General features: G+C 71.3%; 15 protein-coding genes. 8 read left to right on the top strand and 7 right to left on the bottom strand.

Annotated elements, in window-relative coordinates; translation table 11 throughout:
- Positions 1-224: 224 nt before the first annotated feature.
- Complete coding sequence (gene ychF, locus ACZ46W_RS07495; protein ID WP_468332905.1) at positions 225-1,313, bottom strand: redox-regulated ATPase YchF; 1,089 nt, start codon at positions 1,311-1,313, stop codon at positions 225-227.
- A 173-nt stretch (positions 1,314-1,486) separates the two neighbouring features.
- On the opposite strand from ychF, the gene ACZ46W_RS07490 reads away from it, so the two are divergent.
- Entirely contained in the window at positions 1,487-2,254 is a 768-nt protein-coding gene (locus ACZ46W_RS07490) for a DUF6542 domain-containing protein (protein WP_468332902.1), read from the top strand.
- A 21-nt stretch (positions 2,255-2,275) separates the two neighbouring features.
- On the opposite strand, the gene ppgK is transcribed toward ACZ46W_RS07490, so the two are convergent.
- Together ppgK and ACZ46W_RS07480 are read right to left on the bottom strand one after the other, a co-directional pair.
- Positions 2,276-3,016, bottom strand: a complete 741-nt coding sequence (ppgK, locus tag ACZ46W_RS07485) for a polyphosphate--glucose phosphotransferase (protein ID WP_468332899.1) — start codon at positions 3,014-3,016, stop codon at positions 2,276-2,278.
- Between the two features lie 69 nt (positions 3,017-3,085).
- Complete coding sequence (locus tag ACZ46W_RS07480) at positions 3,086-4,084, bottom strand: 4-hydroxy-3-methylbut-2-enyl diphosphate reductase (protein ID WP_468332896.1); 999 nt, start codon at positions 4,082-4,084, stop codon at positions 3,086-3,088.
- Between the two features lie 63 nt (positions 4,085-4,147).
- On the opposite strand from ACZ46W_RS07480, the gene ACZ46W_RS07475 reads away from it, so the two are divergent.
- The 4 genes from ACZ46W_RS07475 to ACZ46W_RS07460 all read left to right on the top strand — a co-directional run bounded on the left by ACZ46W_RS07475 (position 4,148) and on the right by ACZ46W_RS07460 (position 8,138).
- Entirely contained in the window at positions 4,148-5,512 is a 1,365-nt protein-coding gene (locus ACZ46W_RS07475; RefSeq protein WP_468334682.1) for an APC family permease, read from the top strand.
- 66 nt (positions 5,513-5,578) lie between these two features.
- A complete protein-coding gene (xseA, locus tag ACZ46W_RS07470) occupies positions 5,579-6,808 on the top strand; it encodes an exodeoxyribonuclease VII large subunit (protein WP_468332893.1) in 1,230 nt (409 codons plus the stop codon).
- A gap of 10 nt (positions 6,809-6,818) precedes the next feature.
- Positions 6,819-7,055: an exodeoxyribonuclease VII small subunit gene (locus tag ACZ46W_RS07465; protein WP_468332891.1), complete on the top strand. Its 237-nt coding sequence runs from the start codon at positions 6,819-6,821 to the stop codon at positions 7,053-7,055.
- A 492-nt stretch (positions 7,056-7,547) separates the two neighbouring features.
- The gene (locus tag ACZ46W_RS07460) at positions 7,548-8,138 is read left to right on the top strand and encodes a malonic semialdehyde reductase (protein WP_468332888.1); all 591 of its coding nucleotides are present in this window, start codon (positions 7,548-7,550) and stop codon (positions 8,136-8,138) included.
- A 90-nt stretch (positions 8,139-8,228) separates the two neighbouring features.
- Here ACZ46W_RS07460 and ACZ46W_RS07455 read toward each other — a convergent pair whose 3' ends face one another.
- Complete coding sequence (locus tag ACZ46W_RS07455; protein WP_468334679.1) at positions 8,229-8,762, bottom strand: DUF4245 domain-containing protein; 534 nt, start codon at positions 8,760-8,762, stop codon at positions 8,229-8,231.
- Positions 8,763-8,898: 136 nt separating this feature from the next.
- Between ACZ46W_RS07455 and glpX the strand changes: the two genes are divergently transcribed.
- Positions 8,899-9,930 carry a class II fructose-bisphosphatase gene (glpX, locus tag ACZ46W_RS07450; RefSeq protein WP_031078366.1) on the top strand — a complete coding sequence of 344 codons (1,032 nt, stop codon included), beginning with the start codon at positions 8,899-8,901 and terminating at the stop codon, positions 9,928-9,930.
- Between the two features lie 246 nt (positions 9,931-10,176).
- Here the strand turns inward: glpX and ACZ46W_RS07445 are convergent, their stop codons facing one another.
- Positions 10,177-10,554 (bottom strand): WhiB family transcriptional regulator, encoded by a 378-nt coding sequence (locus ACZ46W_RS07445; RefSeq protein WP_126883698.1) that lies wholly within the window; start codon positions 10,552-10,554, stop codon positions 10,177-10,179.
- Between the two features lie 135 nt (positions 10,555-10,689).
- Positions 10,690-11,358: a DUF1707 SHOCT-like domain-containing protein gene (locus tag ACZ46W_RS07440; protein ID WP_468332883.1), complete on the bottom strand. Its 669-nt coding sequence runs from the start codon at positions 11,356-11,358 to the stop codon at positions 10,690-10,692.
- 192 nt (positions 11,359-11,550) lie between these two features.
- On the opposite strand from ACZ46W_RS07440, the gene ACZ46W_RS07435 reads away from it, so the two are divergent.
- Positions 11,551-13,218, top strand: coding sequence for a fumarate hydratase (locus tag ACZ46W_RS07435; RefSeq protein WP_468332880.1), 1,668 nt, complete (start codon positions 11,551-11,553; stop codon positions 13,216-13,218).
- Between the two features lie 63 nt (positions 13,219-13,281).
- Here ACZ46W_RS07435 and ACZ46W_RS07430 read toward each other — a convergent pair whose 3' ends face one another.
- Positions 13,282-14,829: a ricin-type beta-trefoil lectin domain protein gene (locus ACZ46W_RS07430; RefSeq protein WP_468332877.1), complete on the bottom strand. Its 1,548-nt coding sequence runs from the start codon at positions 14,827-14,829 to the stop codon at positions 13,282-13,284.
- A 106-nt stretch (positions 14,830-14,935) separates the two neighbouring features.
- Here ACZ46W_RS07430 and ACZ46W_RS07425 point away from each other — a divergent pair, with 106 nt between their 5' ends.
- Positions 14,936-16,336 carry a class II fumarate hydratase gene (locus ACZ46W_RS07425; protein ID WP_468332874.1) on the top strand — a complete coding sequence of 467 codons (1,401 nt, stop codon included), beginning with the start codon at positions 14,936-14,938 and terminating at the stop codon, positions 16,334-16,336.
- Positions 16,337-16,340: the final 4 nt, after the last annotated feature.

Here is a 16,340-nt window from a genome sequence, read left to right as displayed (position 1 = left end):
ACCGGCCAAGCGGCAACCACGCTCGTACCACTTTACGATCTTGACCTTGGAATCCGGCGTGAACGGCTGGCGACAACAAGGCTGGTTCTTCCCCCGCCCCTCCATGACGAGCCCCCTGGGACGAGCCCCGGGATAGCCGAAGAGGCCGGAACGAAGTATCCCGGCCTCTCTCGGCTACTTGTACTTTCGCGTTGAACTCCGCCGCATCAGCGACGTGGTGGAGTTCAGACGTTGAAGCGGAACTCCACCACGTCGCCGTCCTGCATCACGTAGTCCTTGCCCTCCATGCGGGCCTTGCCGGCCGCGCGGGCTTCGGCGACCGAGCCGGTTTCGACGAGGTCGGCGAAGGAGATGACCTCGGCCTTGATGAAGCCCTTCTGGAAGTCGGTGTGGATCACACCGGCCGCCTCGGGGGCCGTCGCGCCCTTCTTGATGGTCCAGGCGCGGGACTCCTTGGGGCCGGCCGTCAGGTAGGTCTGGAGGCCCAGGGTGTCGAAGCCGACGCGGGCGAGGGTGGCCAGGCCCGGCTCCTCGGCGCCGACGGACTGGAGGAGCTCCATGGCGTCCTCCTCGTCGAGCTCGGCGAGGTCGGCCTCCAGCTTGGCGTTGAGGAAGATCGCCTCGGCCGGGGCGACGAGGGCGCGCTGCTCGTCCTTGAAGGCGTCGTCCGTCAGCTCGTCCTCGTCGACGTTGAAGACGTAGAGGAACGGCTTGGTGGTGAGCAGGTGCAGGTCGTGCAGGAGCTCGGCCTTCTCGGAGCCCTGGACGATGCCCTGCGAGAAGAGCGTGTCGCCCTTCTCCAGGATCTCCTTGGCCGCCTCGACCGCCGCCACCTTGGGGGCGACGTCCTTCTTGATCCGGGACTCCTTCTGGAGGCGCGGCAGGACCTTCTCGATGGTCTGGAGGTCGGCGAGGATCAGCTCGGTGTTGATCGTCTCGATGTCGTCCTTGGGCGAGACCTTGCCGTCGACGTGGACGACGTTCTCGTCCTTGAAGGCGCGGATGACCTGGCAGATCGCGTCCGACTCGCGGATGTTCGCCAGGAACTTGTTGCCCAGGCCCTCGCCCTCGCTCGCGCCACGCACGATGCCCGCGATGTCGACGAAGTCGACCGTGGCGGGGAGGACGCGCTGCGAGTTGAAGATCTCCGCCAGCTTGGTGAGCCGGGCGTCGGGGACACCGACGACGCCGACGTTGGGCTCGATGGTGGCGAACGGGTAGTTGGCCGCCAGCACGTCGTTCTTGGTCAGGGCGTTGAACAGGGTCGACTTGCCGACATTCGGCAGGCCGACGATTCCGATCGTGAGCGACACGTTGGCGACTTCCTAGAAGTGAGGATGGTGGGCCGACCCCCCAGTTTACGGGCGCGGCGGAGCGGGCAGCGACGGCAGCCGGGAGACGGCCACGGGGCGAACTCTCGGCCAAGGTCGTCCAAAGCGCGTGTCTCATGCCGGATTCCCGGCCCCTCCCGACCTACGTTGTCCAGGTGGAGCAGCACAGGAACAGTCCCCCTCAGCGCCGGCAGCGGGCGCAGTCCCCCGCGGGCCCCGCCGCGTCGGCGCCCCCGTCGGCGCCGGCGGCAGCCCCCGGCGCCCTGCCGCAGGGCGCGCTCATCGACGGTGCGGGCGTCCGCCCCGTCGGGACACGTCCGGCGCGGCCACCCGCCAGAGCGGGCGGCAAGGCGGTGCCCGTCGGCGGTGGCCGGCCCACCAGGGCAGGCGGGCCCGGCGGTGGCGGGCCGGGCGGTGGCGGGCCCGGGGGCAAGCCCGGCGGCGGGCCCAGGCGGCCGGGAGGCAGGCCGGGACGGCGGGCGGTGCCGCCCGTGGTGCTCGCGCTGCGCCGGCTGCCCGGCCCTCGGCTGACCGGGCTGGGCGCCGGGCTGTTCGCGTCCGGGTCGATGTTCCTGCTCGGCTGCCTCGACTGGCTGCTGTTCGACGGCTCCCCGCTGGTGTACGGGCTCCTCTTCCTGCCGGTCAGCGCCCTGACCGCGCTGTGGGTGCGCACCGCCGACCTGGTCACCGCGCCGATCAGCGTGCCCATCGCGTTCGCCGTCGGCGTCGTGCCGATCGCCGGGGGCACCGGTGGCTTCGGCGGCCGGACCATGGCCGTGGTGACCGCGCTGGCCGTGCACGCCGGCTGGCTGTACGGCGGCACGCTGGTGGCCGGCCTCATCACCTCCGTACGGAAGCTGCGGCAGATGGGCCGGCGGCAGCGGACCGCGGCGGCCGCCGCCGCCCGCGCCACCCAGCGCTGACGCCTCACCCGGGGCGGGAGGTCAGCGGGCGGCGGCCGCCATCGCCGCGCCCACGATCCCCGCGTTGTTCTGGAGCTCCGCCGGGACGATCTCGGCACGGATGCCCTTGATCAGCGGCAGGAACTTCTCCGCCTTGCGGCTGACGCCGCCGCCGACGATGAAGAGCTCCGGCGAGAACAGCATCTCGACATGGGCCAGGTACTTCTTCACCCGGTGCGCCCAGTCCTCCCAGCTCAGGTCCTTGTCGTCCTTGACCTTCGTCGACGCCCGCTTCTCGGCCTCGTGGCCGTCCAGCTCCAGGTGGCCCAGCTCCGTGTTGGGCACCAGCCTGCCGTCGGTGAAGACCGCGCTGCCGATCCCGGTGCCGAAGGTCAGCACGATCACCGTGCCCTTGCGGCCACGCCCCGCGCCGAAGGTCATCTCCGCGATCCCGGCCGCGTCGGCGTCGTTGAGGACGGTGATCGGCATCCCGCGCAGCCGGTCGCCGAGCAGCGCGGCCGCGTCGACGCCGACCCAGCTCTTGTCGACGTTCGCCGCCGTACGGATGGTGGAGCCCGTGACAACACCGGGGAAGGTGACGCCGATGGGGCCCGACCAGCCGAAATGCTCGACGACCTCGGCGACGCAGCCCGCGACACCGTCGGGTGTCGCGGGCTGCGGTGTCAGTACCTTGTGGCGGGGCTCGGCCAGATCTCCGCGCTCCAGGTCCACGGGAGCGCCCTTGATCCCCGACCCGCCGATGTCCACTCCGAAGACGTTCATGGACTCAACGTTACGGGGCGGGGCTGACAGTCACTGCTTCTTGTTCACTGCCTCTTCACTGCTTCTTGTTCACTGCTTCTTGTTCAGAGCGGCCGCCTCGGCACGCAGGTCCCGGCGCAGCTCCTTGGGCAGCGAGAAGGTGATCGACTCCTCGGCGGCCTTCACGATCTCCACGTCCTCGAAGCCGCGCTGCGCCAGCCACTCCAGGACGCCCTCGACGAGCACCTCGGGGACCGAGGCGCCGGAGGTGACGCCGACCGTGGACACGCCGTCCAGCCACGCCTCGTCGATTTCGTCGGCGAAGTCCACCAGGTGGGCGTCCTTGGCGCCGGCGCCCAGGGCGACCTCGACGAGCCGGACGGAGTTGGAGGAGTTCTTCGAGCCGACGACGATGACCAGGTCCGCCTCGGCGCCCATCTGCTTGACGGCGGTCTGGCGGTTCTGCGTGGCGTAGCAGATGTCGTCGCTCGGCGGGGAGATCAGCTTCGGGAACTTCTCCTTCAGCTTGTCGACCGTCTCCATGGTCTCGTCGACCGAGAGGGTGGTCTGGGAGAGCCACACGACCTTGTTCTCGTCCCGCACGGTGACGTTCTCGACGTCGTCCGGGCCGTCGACCAGCGTGATGTGGTCCGGGGCCTCGCCGGAGGTGCCGATGACCTCCTCGTGGCCCTCGTGGCCGATCAGGAGGATGTCGAAGTCCTCGTTGGCGAACCGGACCGCCTCCTTGTGGACCTTGGTGACCAGCGGGCAGGTCGCGTCGATCGTGGCGAGCTTGCGCTCGGCGGCCTCCTGGTGGACGGTCGGCGCCACGCCGTGCGCGGAGAACATCACGATCGACCCCTCGGGGACCTCCGCCGTCTCGTCGACGAAGATGGCGCCCTTCTTCTCCAGGGTCTGCACGACGTACTTGTTGTGCACGATCTCGTGCCGGACGTAGATCGGCGAGCCGTACTGCTCCAGCGCCTTCTCCACGGCGATCACGGCACGGTCCACGCCCGCGCAGTAGCCACGCGGAGCGGCGAGGAGGACGCGCTTGTCGGACGACGGGCTGGCAGGCGTAGCAGTCATGTCCCCCATCGTAAGGGCGTGTATGAGCGGGGGAAGATCCGCCAGGTGGCTGAGACTGGGGGCATGGCCGGCACCACCAGTACGCGGAAGACGGACGAGCACACCGGGCTGCGGCGGGAGCTCGGCTTCCGGGACCTCGTCGTCTACGGGCTGCTCTTCATCGCCCCCATGGCGCCCGTCGGGATCTTCGGGACCCTGGACGCCCGCTCGCACGGTGCCGTCGCGCTGGTCTACGTGGTGGCGACGGTGGCGATGGCGTTCACCGCTTTCAGCTACGCCCAGATGGTCCGGGTGGCCCCGCAGGCGGGGTCGGTCTTCGCGTACGCGCGCAAGGGGCTGGGGGAAGGGCCGGGGTTCATCGCCGGGTGGATGGCGATGCTCGACTACCTGCTCATCCCGGCCGTGGCGTACCTCTTCGCGGGCATCGCCATGGAGGCGCTGGTACCCGCCGTGAACCGGTGGGTGTGGACGGCGCTCGCGGTGGTGGTGACCACGCTGCTCAACCTGTGGGGCGTGCGGGCGGCCGCGCGGGTCGGGTTCGCGGTGCTGGCGATGGAGATCGTCGTGCTGCTGGTGTTCGTGGTGTCGGCGGTCGTGGCGCTGGTACGGGACGGGGCACAGCGCGGCTGGCTGTCGCCGCTGACCGGGGACGTGGGCTTCTCCCTGGGCGCGGTGCTGGGCGCGGTGTCCATCGCGGTCCTGTCGTACCTGGGCTTCGACGCGATCGCGTCGTTCGCGGAGGAGGTGACGGGGGGCTCGGCGAAGGTGGCGCGGGCGGTGCTGTTCTGCCTGGCGCTGGCGGGGGTGCTGTTCGTGGCGCAGACGTACCTGGTGGCACTGCTGGAGCCGGTGTCGTCGGCGGAGCTGGCGGCGGAGCCCGCACGGCAGGGTTCGGCCTTCTACGACGCGGTGAACGCCTCGGTCGGGGGCTGGCTGCACGACCTGGTGGCGACGAGCAAGGCGATCGGCGCGGCGTTCGCGGCGCTGGCGGGCCAGGCGGCGGCGGGTCGGCTGCTGTTCGCGATGGCCCGCGACCGGCGGCTGCCGCGCGTGCTGGCGCGTACGGACGCGGGGGTGCCGCGCGTGGCGCTGCTGCTGGCGGCCACGGTCACGATGGTGGCGGCCGTGTGGGCGGCGCGGCGCGACGACGGGATGGACCACCTGGTGTCGGTGGTGGACATCGGGGCGCTGACGGCGTTCGTGCTGCTGCACGCGAGCGTGGTGGGGTGGTTCGCGGTACGGAAGGCGGGGACGGGGGCGCCGCCGCACTGGCTGCGGCACGTGGTCCTGCCGGTGGTGGGCGCGGTGATCCTGATCGCCGTCATCGTGGAGGCGGCCACCTCGGCCCTGGTGGTCGGCTCGCTGTGGCTGGCGGTGGGCCTGGTGGTGCTCGCGGTGCAGTGGGGGCGGCGGGACGGGATCGCGTGAGGCGGGGCCGGACGGCGTGGCGTGAGGGCGGGGGTGTTGTCGTAGGGGGCGCGTACGCTCGCCTGCATGGGTCTCAATACGTCTGCCGAAGCTCCCCTGCCCGTCGGTGAGGTGTCGCGGCTCATCGGGGGCTGGATCGACCGGCTCGGTGCCGTCTGGGTCGAGGGGCAGATCACCCAGCTCTCGCGGCGGCCGGGTGCCGGGGTGGTGTTCATGACGCTGCGCGACCCGTCGTACGACATCTCGGTGAGCGTCACCTGCTACCGGCAGGTGTTCGACGCGGTCGCGGACGTCGTGTCCGAGGGTGCCCGGGTCGTGGTGCACGCCAAGCCGGAGTGGTACGCGCCGCGCGGGCAGTTGTCGCTGCGGGCGGCGGAGATAAAGCCGGTAGGGATCGGGGAGCTGCTCGCCCGGCTGGAGATGCTGAAGCGGTCCCTGGGCGCGGAGGGGCTGTTCGCGCTCGACCGCAAGAAGCCGGTGCCGTTCCTGCCGCAGCTCATCGGCCTGGTGTGCGGCCGGGCGTCGGCGGCCGAGCGGGACGTGCTGGAGAACGCCCGGCGCCGCTGGCCGGCCGTCCGGTTCGAGGTGCGCAACGTGGCGGTGCAGGGCGTCCACGCCGTGCCGCAGGTGGTGCAGGCGGTCAAGGAGCTGGACGAGCTGCCGGACGTGGACGTGATCATCGTGGCGCGCGGCGGCGGCAGCGTGGAGGACCTGCTGCCGTTCTCCGACGAGCAGCTCGTCCGGGCGGTCGCCGAGTGCCGTACGCCGGTGGTGTCCGCGATCGGGCACGAACCGGACACGCCGCTGCTGGACCTGGTGGCCGACCTGCGGGCGTCCACGCCGACGGACGCCGCCAAGAAGGTCGTGCCGGACGTGGGCGAGGAGCTGGACCGGGTGCAGGCGCTGCGCGACCGGGCGCTGCGCACGGTGCGGGGGCTGATCGACCGCGAGGAGCGGGGCCTGGCGCACGCGCTGGCCCGGCCGGTCATGGAGCACCCGCAGCGGATGGTGGAGGAGCGGGAGGCGGAGGTGGACGCCCTGCTGGCGCGCGGCCGCCGGGTGCTGGGCCACTGCCTGGACCGGGCCGACTCGGAGCTGGCCCACACCCACGCGCGCGTGGTGTCGCTCTCGCCGGCGGCGACGCTGGAGCGCGGGTACGCGGTGCTTCAGCGGGCGGACGGGGCGGTGGTCCGGTCACCGGCGGAGGTCTCGCCGGACGAGGAGCTGCGGGCCCGGGTCGCGGAGGGTGACTTCCATGTGCGCGTGGCCTCCGACGTTGTCGTACCCCGCCCGTAGGGTGGTGCGCATGGCAGCCAACACGACGGAAACGGCGATCGGGTACGAGCAGGCGCGCGACGAGTTGATCGAGGTCGTGCGCAAGCTGGAGGCGGGCGGCACGACGCTGGAGGAGTCGCTGGCCCTGTGGGAGCGGGGCGAGGAGCTGGCGAAGGTGTGCCGCCGCTGGCTGGAAGGCGCCCGCGCCCGCCTGGACGCGGCGCTGGCCGAGCAGGAGCCCGGGACCCCGGCCGAGCGGGAGGGCTGACCGCCGCCCCCGCCGAGCGCGAGGCTGACCGCCGCCCCCGCCGAGCGGGAGAGCTGACCGGGACCCCGGCCGAGCGCGAGGCTGACCGCCGCCCCGGCCGAGCGGGAGGGCTGACCGCCGCCCCGGCCGTGCGGGAGAGCTGACCGGGACCCCGGCCGAGCGCGAGGCTGACCGCCGCCCCGGCCGAGCGGGAGGGCTGACCGCCGCCCCGGCCGTGCGGGAGAGCTGACCGGGACCCCGGCCGAGCGCGAGGCTGACCGCCGCCCCCGCCGAGCGCGAGGACTGACCAGGCCCCGGCCGAGCGGCAGGACTGACCGCCGCCCCCGTCGAGCGGGAAGGCTGACCGCACGTTCCACCCGGTGAGGGGGCTCACCGGCCACCCTGTGAGGGGTCTCACGGACCGCGCAGCCCCCGTTTAGTTGAAACTTAACCTATCTCGGGCGTACGGTGGAGGCACCGCTTGATCCTTTGCACGCTCGAAAGGCCCGCAGCATGTCCCTCGCTCTTGACCCCGCCGCCCAGGACCTCCTCTTCCGTGAGGCCCGCACCGCGAACACCTTCTCCGACGAGCCGGTGACCGAGGAGCAGGTCCAGGCGATCTACGACCTGGTCAAGTACGGACCGACCGCCTTCAACCAGTCGCCGCTGCGCATCGTCCTCGTCCGCTCCGAGGAGGCCCGCGAGCGCCTGATCCCGCACATGGCGGAGGGCAACCGCGCCAAGACCGCGTCGGCTCCGCTGGTCGCGATCCTCGCCGCCGACAACGAGTTCCACGAGGAGCTCCCGGCCCTGTTCCCGCACTTCCCGCAGGCCAAGGACGTGTTCTTCGCCGAGCGCCCGGTCCGCGAGCAGGCCGCCGGCCTGAACGCCGCGCTCCAGGCCGCGTACTTCATCGTGGGCGTCCGCGCCGCCGGCCTGGCCGCCGGTCCCATGACGGGCTTCGACTTCGCGGGCGTGCAGAAGGAGTTCCTCGACGACGACCACACCCCGCTGATGATCGTCAACATCGGCAAGCCGGGCGACGACGCCTGGTTCCCGCGCAGCCCGCGCCTCCCCTACGACGAGGTCGTCACCACCGTCTGACGACCACCCGGTCGCGGACGGTCCACGGACCGACGGCCCCGAGCGCCATCCCCCCTGGCGCACGGGGCCGTCGCCATGCGGCGAGGGTGATCAGGCCTTCGTCGGCGTCGTCGGCTGCGCCGGCTTCAGCGCCGTCGCCATCCGGGCGAGCTGCTCCTGCGCCGCCGTCCCGGTCACGACCGTGGTGACGCCCTTCTCGCGCAGCACCAGCGCGTCGTACTTCGGGCCCTCCCAGCGCTGCCAGGTCCGCCCCGCCACCTGCTGCGTCCGGCCCGTGTCCCGGGCCTCGTGGGTCACGTCGGCGATGTACTTCTCCGGGGCCGTCGTCGACTGCTCCACCGCCACGTACTGCCGGTCCGGGGTCAGGAAGCCCAGGTGCCAGGCGTCGCCGTCCTCGCGGTCGTACGCGACCGACGTCGGCGTCCAGTCCTCGGCGAGGCCCTCCGGCGCCAGGATCGGGTACGGCGCCGCCCGCTGCGCCGTCACCAGCTCGACCCGGTAGTCGACCGGCTCGATCGGGTCCGCCTTGTCGTCGTGCGGGACGAAGAGATAGATCACGCCCGCCGCAGCGCAGATGACCGCCATCGACTGGAACATCCCGCGCACTGTCTGCTTGCCACGCATACCTGCCACGCCCCCTATGGTCGCATCAGCGTGGCCTGCTCATACGTGGGCCCCTCTGCTCAATATGTCGACCTACCGATAGAGTCGCAGCACCCTCTTCACTTGCGGCCGTCGCCGTACAGAAAGGTGCGTTCCGATGACCGACAATCATCTGCCGTCCGAGCTCGAGGTGTCCCCCGAGGCTCCCGACCGCAACCTGGCCCTGGAGCTGGTCCGGGTGACCGAGGCCGCCGCCATGGCCGCCGGCCGCTGGGTCGGCCGTGGCGACAAGAACGGCGCCGACGGCGCGGCGGTACGGGCCATGCGGACCCTCGTCTCCACCGTGTCGATGAACGGTGTCGTCGTGATCGGCGAGGGCGAGAAGGACGAGGCGCCGATGCTGTTCAACGGCGAGCGGGTCGGCGACGGCACCGGCGCCGAGTGCGACATCGCCGTGGACCCGATCGACGGCACCACGCTCACCGCCAAGGGCATGCCGAACGCGATCGCCGTGCTGGCGGCGGCCGACCGCGGCACGATGTTCGACCCGTCCGCCGTCTTCTACATGGACAAGCTGGTCACCGGCCCGGAGGCCGCCGACTACGTCGACATCAACGCCCCGGTGTCCGTGAACATCCGCCGGGTCGCCAAGGCGAAGCACTCCTCGCCCGAGGACGTCACCGTCGTCATCCTGGACCGCCCGCGCCACGAGGGCATCGTCAAGGAGATCCGCGAGACGGGCGCGCGCATCAAGTTCATCTCGGACGGCGACGTGGCCGGTTCGATCATGGCGGTGCGCGAGGGCACGGGTGTGGACCTGCTGATGGGCATCGGCGGTACGCCCGAGGGCATCATCAGCGCCTGCGCGATCAAGTGCCTGGGCGGTGTCATCCAGGGCAAGCTGTGGCCCAAGGACGACGAGGAGCGGCAGCGCGCCATCGACGCGGGCCACGACCTGGACCGGGTCCTGTCCACGAACGACCTGGTCAGCGGCGACAACGTGTTCTTCGTCGCGACCGGCATCACGGACGGCGAGCTGCTGCGCGGCGTGCGCTACCGTGCGGAGACGGCGACGACCTCGTCTCTGGTCATGCGCTCGAAGTCGGGCACGATCCGGCAGATCGACTCGACGCACCGGCTGTCGAAGCTGCGCGCGTACAGCCAGATCGACTTCGACCGCGCGAAGTAGCCCGGCGCAAGGGACAGCCGGGCAGGGATACGGCAGGGATACGAAGAGGGGCGCCCCCATGTGCGGTGGGAGCGCCCCTCCCCGCACACCTGGTCGGCCCCGGCCGGCGGCGGGGTCGGCGGCGGAGCCGGTCCGCCGGCGGGACGAGCCCCCGACGGGACCCGCCGGCACCCCGTGTCGCCCGGGTCGCACGCCCGGGTCGCACGCCCGGATCAGCCCGCCGCAGGCCCGGCCCGCGCTCGCGGGTCAGCCGGCGGCGGCGATGCGGGGGCCCGTGGAGGCCGCCTTCTTCAGTTCCACCTCGCGCCGCCTGCGCCGGGCCAGGACGACGCGGCGTTCGGCCGCCGTCAGGCCGCCCCACACGCCGTACGGCTCGGGCTGGAGCAGCGCGTGCTCCCGGCACTCGACCATGACCGGGCAGCGGGCGCAGACCCGCTTCGCGGCCTCCTCGCGCGCCAGCCGGGCGGCCGTGGGCTCCTTGGACGGGGCGAAGAACAAGCCTGCTTCGTCCCGGCGGCACACCGCCTCCGTGTGCCACGGACCGGCCTGGTCCTCCCGCGCCGGAACGCTCTGGGAGGGGACGGCGGCGGCGACCTGGAGGGGCTGATGCGGCAGTTGCAGCACGGTCTACTCCTGACGACGGCTTCGCGAGCGAGAGACGATGCAGCAAGCCCTACCCGCTGTGCGCGGGCCTATGCACTGCGTGGCACTCCGTTCCGCACCGCGGAATCATGACCGGGAGGAACCGGCCGCGACCCGTCAACCACCCAAGTGCTTACGGAGTTTGCCGTGGAGGTCGGCGATCCGCTTGCCGCGTTTCGGCCGTGCCTCGACGTTGCCGAGGACCGCGAATCCGTTGATCACGACGACCGGGGCCTCGGGGTCGGTGGCCTCCAGCGTGGTCACCTCGAAGTTGCCGAGGACGCCGGAGCCGCCGCCGCCCCGCAGCGTGATGTTCTCGGGGACGCGGATTTCGACGTTGCCGAAGACCGAGGTGGCGTTGATCGTGGTCAGCCGCTGCGTGAAGATCGCCTCGGTGAGGTCGATCTCGACGCTGCCGAAGAGCGAGAAGGCGTGGGTCCGCCGCCCGACGCGCCAGCGGCCCTTCCTCGTGGCACTGGAGAAGACGGCGATCAGCTTGTCGTCCGGGACGGCCGGCTCCTCCGGCCCGTAGGCGTACGACTGCGGCGCCGGGTCCCGGTGCGGGCGCGCGGCGGGCAGATCCCGTACGAGCGGTTCGAGCTCGCCGAGCGTCTTGGCGCGGTAGACGGCGTCGATCCGCTCCCCGTGCTCCTCCGCGTCGATCCGGCCCTCGGCCAGGGCGTCGCGGAGGATGTCCGCGATCCGGTCCCGGTCGGCGTCCGAGGCCCGGATGGCGGGCGGTTCGGCGGGCACGGCCGGCTTCTGGGGCTGCTTTTCGAGGTCCACGTGAGCCAGCCTAGCGAAACGCGATACATCGCGACTAGAGGCGAAGCGGCACCAGACGCCGAACCGGCGCAATCGGTACCGGCAACTGAGCCTTACCTCACAGGTCCGGGCGGCTCGGGGCGTTCTACGCTTGTGGGCGCGCTGCCAATGGAGGCCGCGCTGCTGTCTGCCGAGTGAGGAATGGCTGCCGTCATGCCAGAGTTTGCGTACTCCGATCTGCTCCCGCTGGGAGAGGACACCACGCCCTACCGCCTGGTGACCGCCGAGGGTGTCTCCACCTTCGAGGCCGACGGCCGTACGTTCCTCAAGGTCGAGCCCGAGGCGCTGCGCAAGCTCGCCGAAGAGGCGATCCACGACATCCAGCACTACCTCCGCCCCGCGCACCTCGCGCAGCTCCGCAAGATCATCGACGATCCGGAGGCGTCGAGCAACGACAAGTTCGTCGCGCTCGACCTCCTCAAGAACGCCAACATCGCGGCGGCCGGCGTCCTGCCCATGTGCCAGGACACCGGCACGGCGATCGTCATGGGCAAGCGCGGCCAGAACGTCCTCACCGAAGGTGAGGACGAGAAGGCCCTGTCGCGCGGCATCTACGACGCGTACAAGAACCTCAACCTGCGCTACTCGCAGATGGCTCCGCTCACCATGTGGGAGGAGAAGAACACCGGCTCCAACCTCCCCGCCCAGATCGAGCTGTACGCGACCGACGGCGGCGCGTACAAGTTCCTCTTCATGGCCAAGGGCGGCGGCTCGGCCAACAAGTCGTTCCTCTACCAGGAGACCAAGGCGGTCCTCAACGAGGCCTCCATGATGAAGTTCCTGGAGGAGAAGATCCGCTCCCTCGGTACGGCCGCGTGCCCGCCGTACCACCTCGCGATCGTCGTCGGCGGCACGAGCGCCGAGTACGCGCTGAAGACCGCGAAGTACGCCTCGGCGCACTACCTGGACGAGCTGCCGGACGAGGGTTCGGTCCTCGGCCACGGCTTCAGGGACAAGGAGCTGGAGGAGAAGGTCTTCGAGCTGACCCAGAAGATCGGCATCGGCGCGCAGTTCGGCGGCAAGTACTTCTGCCACGACGTCCGCGTGGTCCGCCTGCCCCGGCACGGCGCGTCCTGCCCGGTCGCCATCGCCGTCTCCTGCTCGGCCGACCGCCAGGCCGTCGCCAAGATCACCGCCGAGGGCGTCTTCCTGGAGCAACTGGAGACCGACCCGGCGCGCTTCCTGCCGGACACCACGGACGAGCACCTCGACGAGGCCGGCGACGTCGTCAAGATCGACCTGAACCAGCCCATGGACGACATCCTCGCCGAGCTGACCAAGTACCCGGTCAAGACCCGGCTGTCGCTGACCGGCCCGCTGGTCGTGGCGCGCGACATCGCGCACGCCAAGATCAAGGAGCGGCTGGACGCGGGCGAGGAGATGCCGCAGTACCTCAAGGACCACCCGGTCTACTACGCCGGTCCGGCCAAGACCCCCGAGGGGTACGCCTCCGGCTCCTTCGGCCCGACGACGGCCGGGCGCATGGACTCCTACGTGGAGCAGTTCCAGGCGGCGGGCGGCTCCAAGGTCATGCTGGCCAAGGGCAACCGCTCCCAGCAGGTCACGGACGCGTGCAACGCGCACGGCGGCTTCTACCTGGGCTCGATCGGCGGCCCGGCCGCCCGCCTCGCGCAGGACTGCATCAAGAAGGTCGAGGTCGTCGAGTACGAGGAGCTCGGCATGGAGGCGGTCTGGAAGATCGAGGTCGAGGACTTCCCGGCGTTCATCGTGGTGGACGACAAGGGCAACGACTTCTTCCAGGACCCGGCCCCGGCCCCGACGTTCACGTCGATCCCGGTGCGCGGCCCCGGCCTGGCCTGACCACACGGTGCCGTACGGGCCCGGCCACCCCTCCCGGTGGCCGGGCCCGTCCGCGTGTCAGGGCTAGGCGAACCGCTGCTTCGCCGTGCCGTCACACGTCTGGAGCCGCAGCGGGTCCTTCGCCGCACCCAGCGTGAGGCACAGCGACGTCGCCGCCGCCGGGCGCAGCGTGGCGCCCTGGCGGACGAACTTCTGGTTGGCCGCGCCCGAGCAGTTCCACAGGACCAGGGCCTTGCCCGCCTGGTAGGCGGCGCCCGGGACGTCCAGGCACCGGTCGTGGGTCAGCGCCGTGTGGAGGGAGCCGCGCGCCGGGTCGTACCACCAGTCCTGGTTCCGTCCCTGGTGGCAGTCCCAGCCGCCGACCGCCGTGCCGTTGCGGGTGACCGCGCCGGTGACGTCCACGCACGTGCCGGTGGCCTCGCCCCGCAGTGGCCGGAACTTGTCGTCCCACGCCCCCGGCAGCAGCTCCGGCTTGCCCGTCGACGCCGGGTCGGCGCAACCGGCCTCCCGTACGCCCGCGTTGTAGAGCTGGGTCAGGCAGGAGGCGAAGGCGGCGTGGCCGGCCGCGTTGGGGTGGAAGGACTGGCGGACGGAGTTCTCGTCCGGGGTGCCCGGCTTGGACAGGTCGATGTACAGGCCGCGCGCCCAGGTGTCCTCCATGCAGACCTCGTGTCCGTGGAAGAGCCGGGAGTTGTCGAGGTAGACGGCTCCGGTGTTCGCCGCCGCGCGCCGCATGCCGCGCTCGAAGGCGGGTACGGCGGTGTTCCGGCCCCAGACGGTGTCGGAGTCGTACCCGAGGCCGCCGCAGGCGAGCTTGCCGGGGAAGTTGGGGTTGTCGTGGAAGTCGGGGCCGATGGGGCTCGGGTAGCCCATGACGACGAGCTTGTAGTCACCGTCGGCGTACCCGGCGTCGCGCATCACGGTGCGCAGGTCGCGGATCGTCTGCTCGACCTTGGGGACGAGGCCGTCGACCCGGGCCTGCCAGCCGGGGGCGTACTTGGGCTCACAGGGGCCCTGGAGGGTGAGGTAGCGGGTGACGCAGTCGGTCATCACGGGGCCGAACTGGAGGTCGTCGTTGGCGCCGGCCACCAGCAGCACCATCTTGATGCGGGTGTTGCGGGCCTTGATGGCGAGGTTGTCGCTCTGGACGAGCTCGTCGGCGTACTGCTTGCCGCCACCGATGCGGATGTTCGGCGTGGCGGCGCCGGAGCACGAGACGTTGTAGGTGACGTCGGCGGGGATGCCGGTGCGGTGGATGGCGGCCTGGGGCGAGCGGTGGCACCAGTTGTCGGGGCCGTTGGTCGGGGGCTCGTACGTGCCGACGCCCTCGCCGGAGATCTCGCTGTCGCCCAGCGATATCAGGCCGGTCTTGCGGTCGGCGAGCGGCCGTTCGGCGGGAGAACCGTACAGCTTGGTGGCCTCGGCGGCGCGGATCGCCTCCAGCTCGGGCGACAGTGGTACGGATGCGGTGGTACGGGGCGCGTCGGCGGTGCCGGCCGCGGTGTCCGCCGCGCCGGCCGCCGTCGTCCCGCCGAGGGCGGCCGCGAGGGCGGCGGCCACGGCGACCGTACATCGGAGTCCGAACCTGGCTCTGGTTCTGGTGCGCGTCATTGCGCCTCCTGGAAGTGGGGTTACCCACGGTTTTTACTGGCCGGTAGAGAGCTTGGGAATACGCAGAACAAGACAAGTGCTCAACTTTTTCGGGAGGTTGACGACCATGACGGATGAGCCGGACTACCGGATCGAGCACGACTCCATGGGAGAGGTGCGCGTCCCGGCCCACGCCAAGTGGCGGGCCCAGACGCAGCGGGCGGTGGAGAACTTCCCCGTCTCCGGGCAGCGCCTCGAGCGCGCCCACATCGAGGCCCTGGCCCGGATCAAGGCCGCCGCCGCCAAGGTCAACGCGGAGCTGGGCGTCCTGGACGAGGACATCGCGGACGCCATCCAGGAGGCGGCCGCCGAGGTGGCGGACGGCCGCTGGGACGAGCACTTCCCGGTCGACGTCTTCCAGACCGGCTCCGGCACCTCGTCCAACATGAACACCAACGAGGTCCTCGCCACCCTCGCCGGCGAGCGCCTCGGCCGCCCGGACGCGGTCCACCCCAACGACCACGTCAACGCGTCCCAGTCGTCCAACGACGTCTTCCCCTCCTCCATCCACATCGCCGCCACCGCCGCCGTCACTCATGACCTGATCCCGGCCCTGGAGCACCTGGCCGCCGCACTGGAGCGGAAATCGGCCGAATTCGCTGACGTCGTCAAGTCCGGTCGTACGCATCTGATGGACGCGACACCGGTGACTCTCGGCCAGGAGTTCGGCGGTTACGCCGCGCAGGTCCGGTACGGCGTGGAACGGCTGCGGGCCTCCCTGCCGCGCCTGGCCGAACTGCCGCTGGGCGGTACGGCGGTCGGCACCGGCATCAACACCCCGCCAGGCTTCTCCGCCGCCGTCATCGCCGAGGTCGCCCGCACCACCGGGCTGCCGCTGACCGAGGCCCGCGACCACTTCGAGGCACAGGGCGCGCGCGACGGGCTCGTCGAGACGTCCGGACAGCTCCGTACGATCGCGGTGTCGCTCACCAAGATCTCCAACGACCTCCGGTGGATGGCGTCCGGGCCCCGCACCGGCCTGGCCGAGATCAACCTCCCCGACCTCCAGCCCGGCTCGTCGATCATGCCCGGCAAGGTCAACCCCGTGATCCCGGAGGCGGTCCTGATGGTCGCCGCCCAGGTGACCGGGAACGACGCCACGGTCGCGACCGCGGGCGCGGCCGGGAACTTCGAGCTGAACGTCATGCTCCCGGTCATCGCCAAGAACCTGCTGGAGTCCATCCGGCTGCTGGCCAACGCCGCGCGGCTGCTGGCGGACCGCACCGTCGACGGCGTCACCGCCAACGTGGAGCGGGCCCGCGAGTACGCCGAGTCGTCCCCGTCCGTCGTGACCCCGCTCAACAAGTACATCGGCTACGAGGAGGCGGCGAAGGTCGCCAAGAAGTCCCTCGCCGAGCGCAAGACGATCCGCGAGGTCGTCATCGAATCGGGGTACGTCGAGCGGGGTGACCTGACGCTCCAGCAGCTCGACGAGGCCCTCGACGTACTGCGTATGACCCGCCCGTGACCTG

This window comes from Streptomyces sp. NPDC031064, assembly GCF_055570965.1.
Note: the sequence above shows the minus strand (reverse complement) of the source record. Positions and strands in the feature narration are given on the sequence as shown.

What these genes read in the sequence shown, in the direction of transcription:
- ppgK (WP_468332899.1), bottom strand. Translation starts at nt 3,016, where the DNA reads ATGAACGTCTTCGGAGTGGACATCGGCGGGTCGGGGATCAAGGGCGCT.
- ACZ46W_RS07480 (WP_468332896.1), bottom strand. Translation starts at nt 4,084, where the DNA reads ATGACTGCTACGCCTGCCAGCCCGTCGTCCGACAAGCGCGTCCTCCTC.
- ACZ46W_RS07475 (WP_468334682.1), top strand. Translation starts at nt 4,148, where the DNA reads ATGGCCGGCACCACCAGTACGCGGAAGACGGACGAGCACACCGGGCTG.
- xseA (WP_468332893.1), top strand. Translation starts at nt 5,579, where the DNA reads ATGGGTCTCAATACGTCTGCCGAAGCTCCCCTGCCCGTCGGTGAGGTG.
- ACZ46W_RS07465 (WP_468332891.1), top strand. Translation starts at nt 6,819, where the DNA reads ATGGCAGCCAACACGACGGAAACGGCGATCGGGTACGAGCAGGCGCGC.
- ACZ46W_RS07460 (WP_468332888.1), top strand. Translation starts at nt 7,548, where the DNA reads ATGTCCCTCGCTCTTGACCCCGCCGCCCAGGACCTCCTCTTCCGTGAG.
- ACZ46W_RS07455 (WP_468334679.1), bottom strand. Translation starts at nt 8,762, where the DNA reads ATGCGTGGCAAGCAGACAGTGCGCGGGATGTTCCAGTCGATGGCGGTC.
- glpX (WP_031078366.1), top strand. Translation starts at nt 8,899, where the DNA reads ATGACCGACAATCATCTGCCGTCCGAGCTCGAGGTGTCCCCCGAGGCT.
- ACZ46W_RS07435 (WP_468332880.1), top strand. Translation starts at nt 11,551, where the DNA reads ATGCCAGAGTTTGCGTACTCCGATCTGCTCCCGCTGGGAGAGGACACC.
- ACZ46W_RS07430 (WP_468332877.1), bottom strand. Translation starts at nt 14,829, where the DNA reads ATGACGCGCACCAGAACCAGAGCCAGGTTCGGACTCCGATGTACGGTC.
- ACZ46W_RS07425 (WP_468332874.1), top strand. Translation starts at nt 14,936, where the DNA reads ATGACGGATGAGCCGGACTACCGGATCGAGCACGACTCCATGGGAGAG.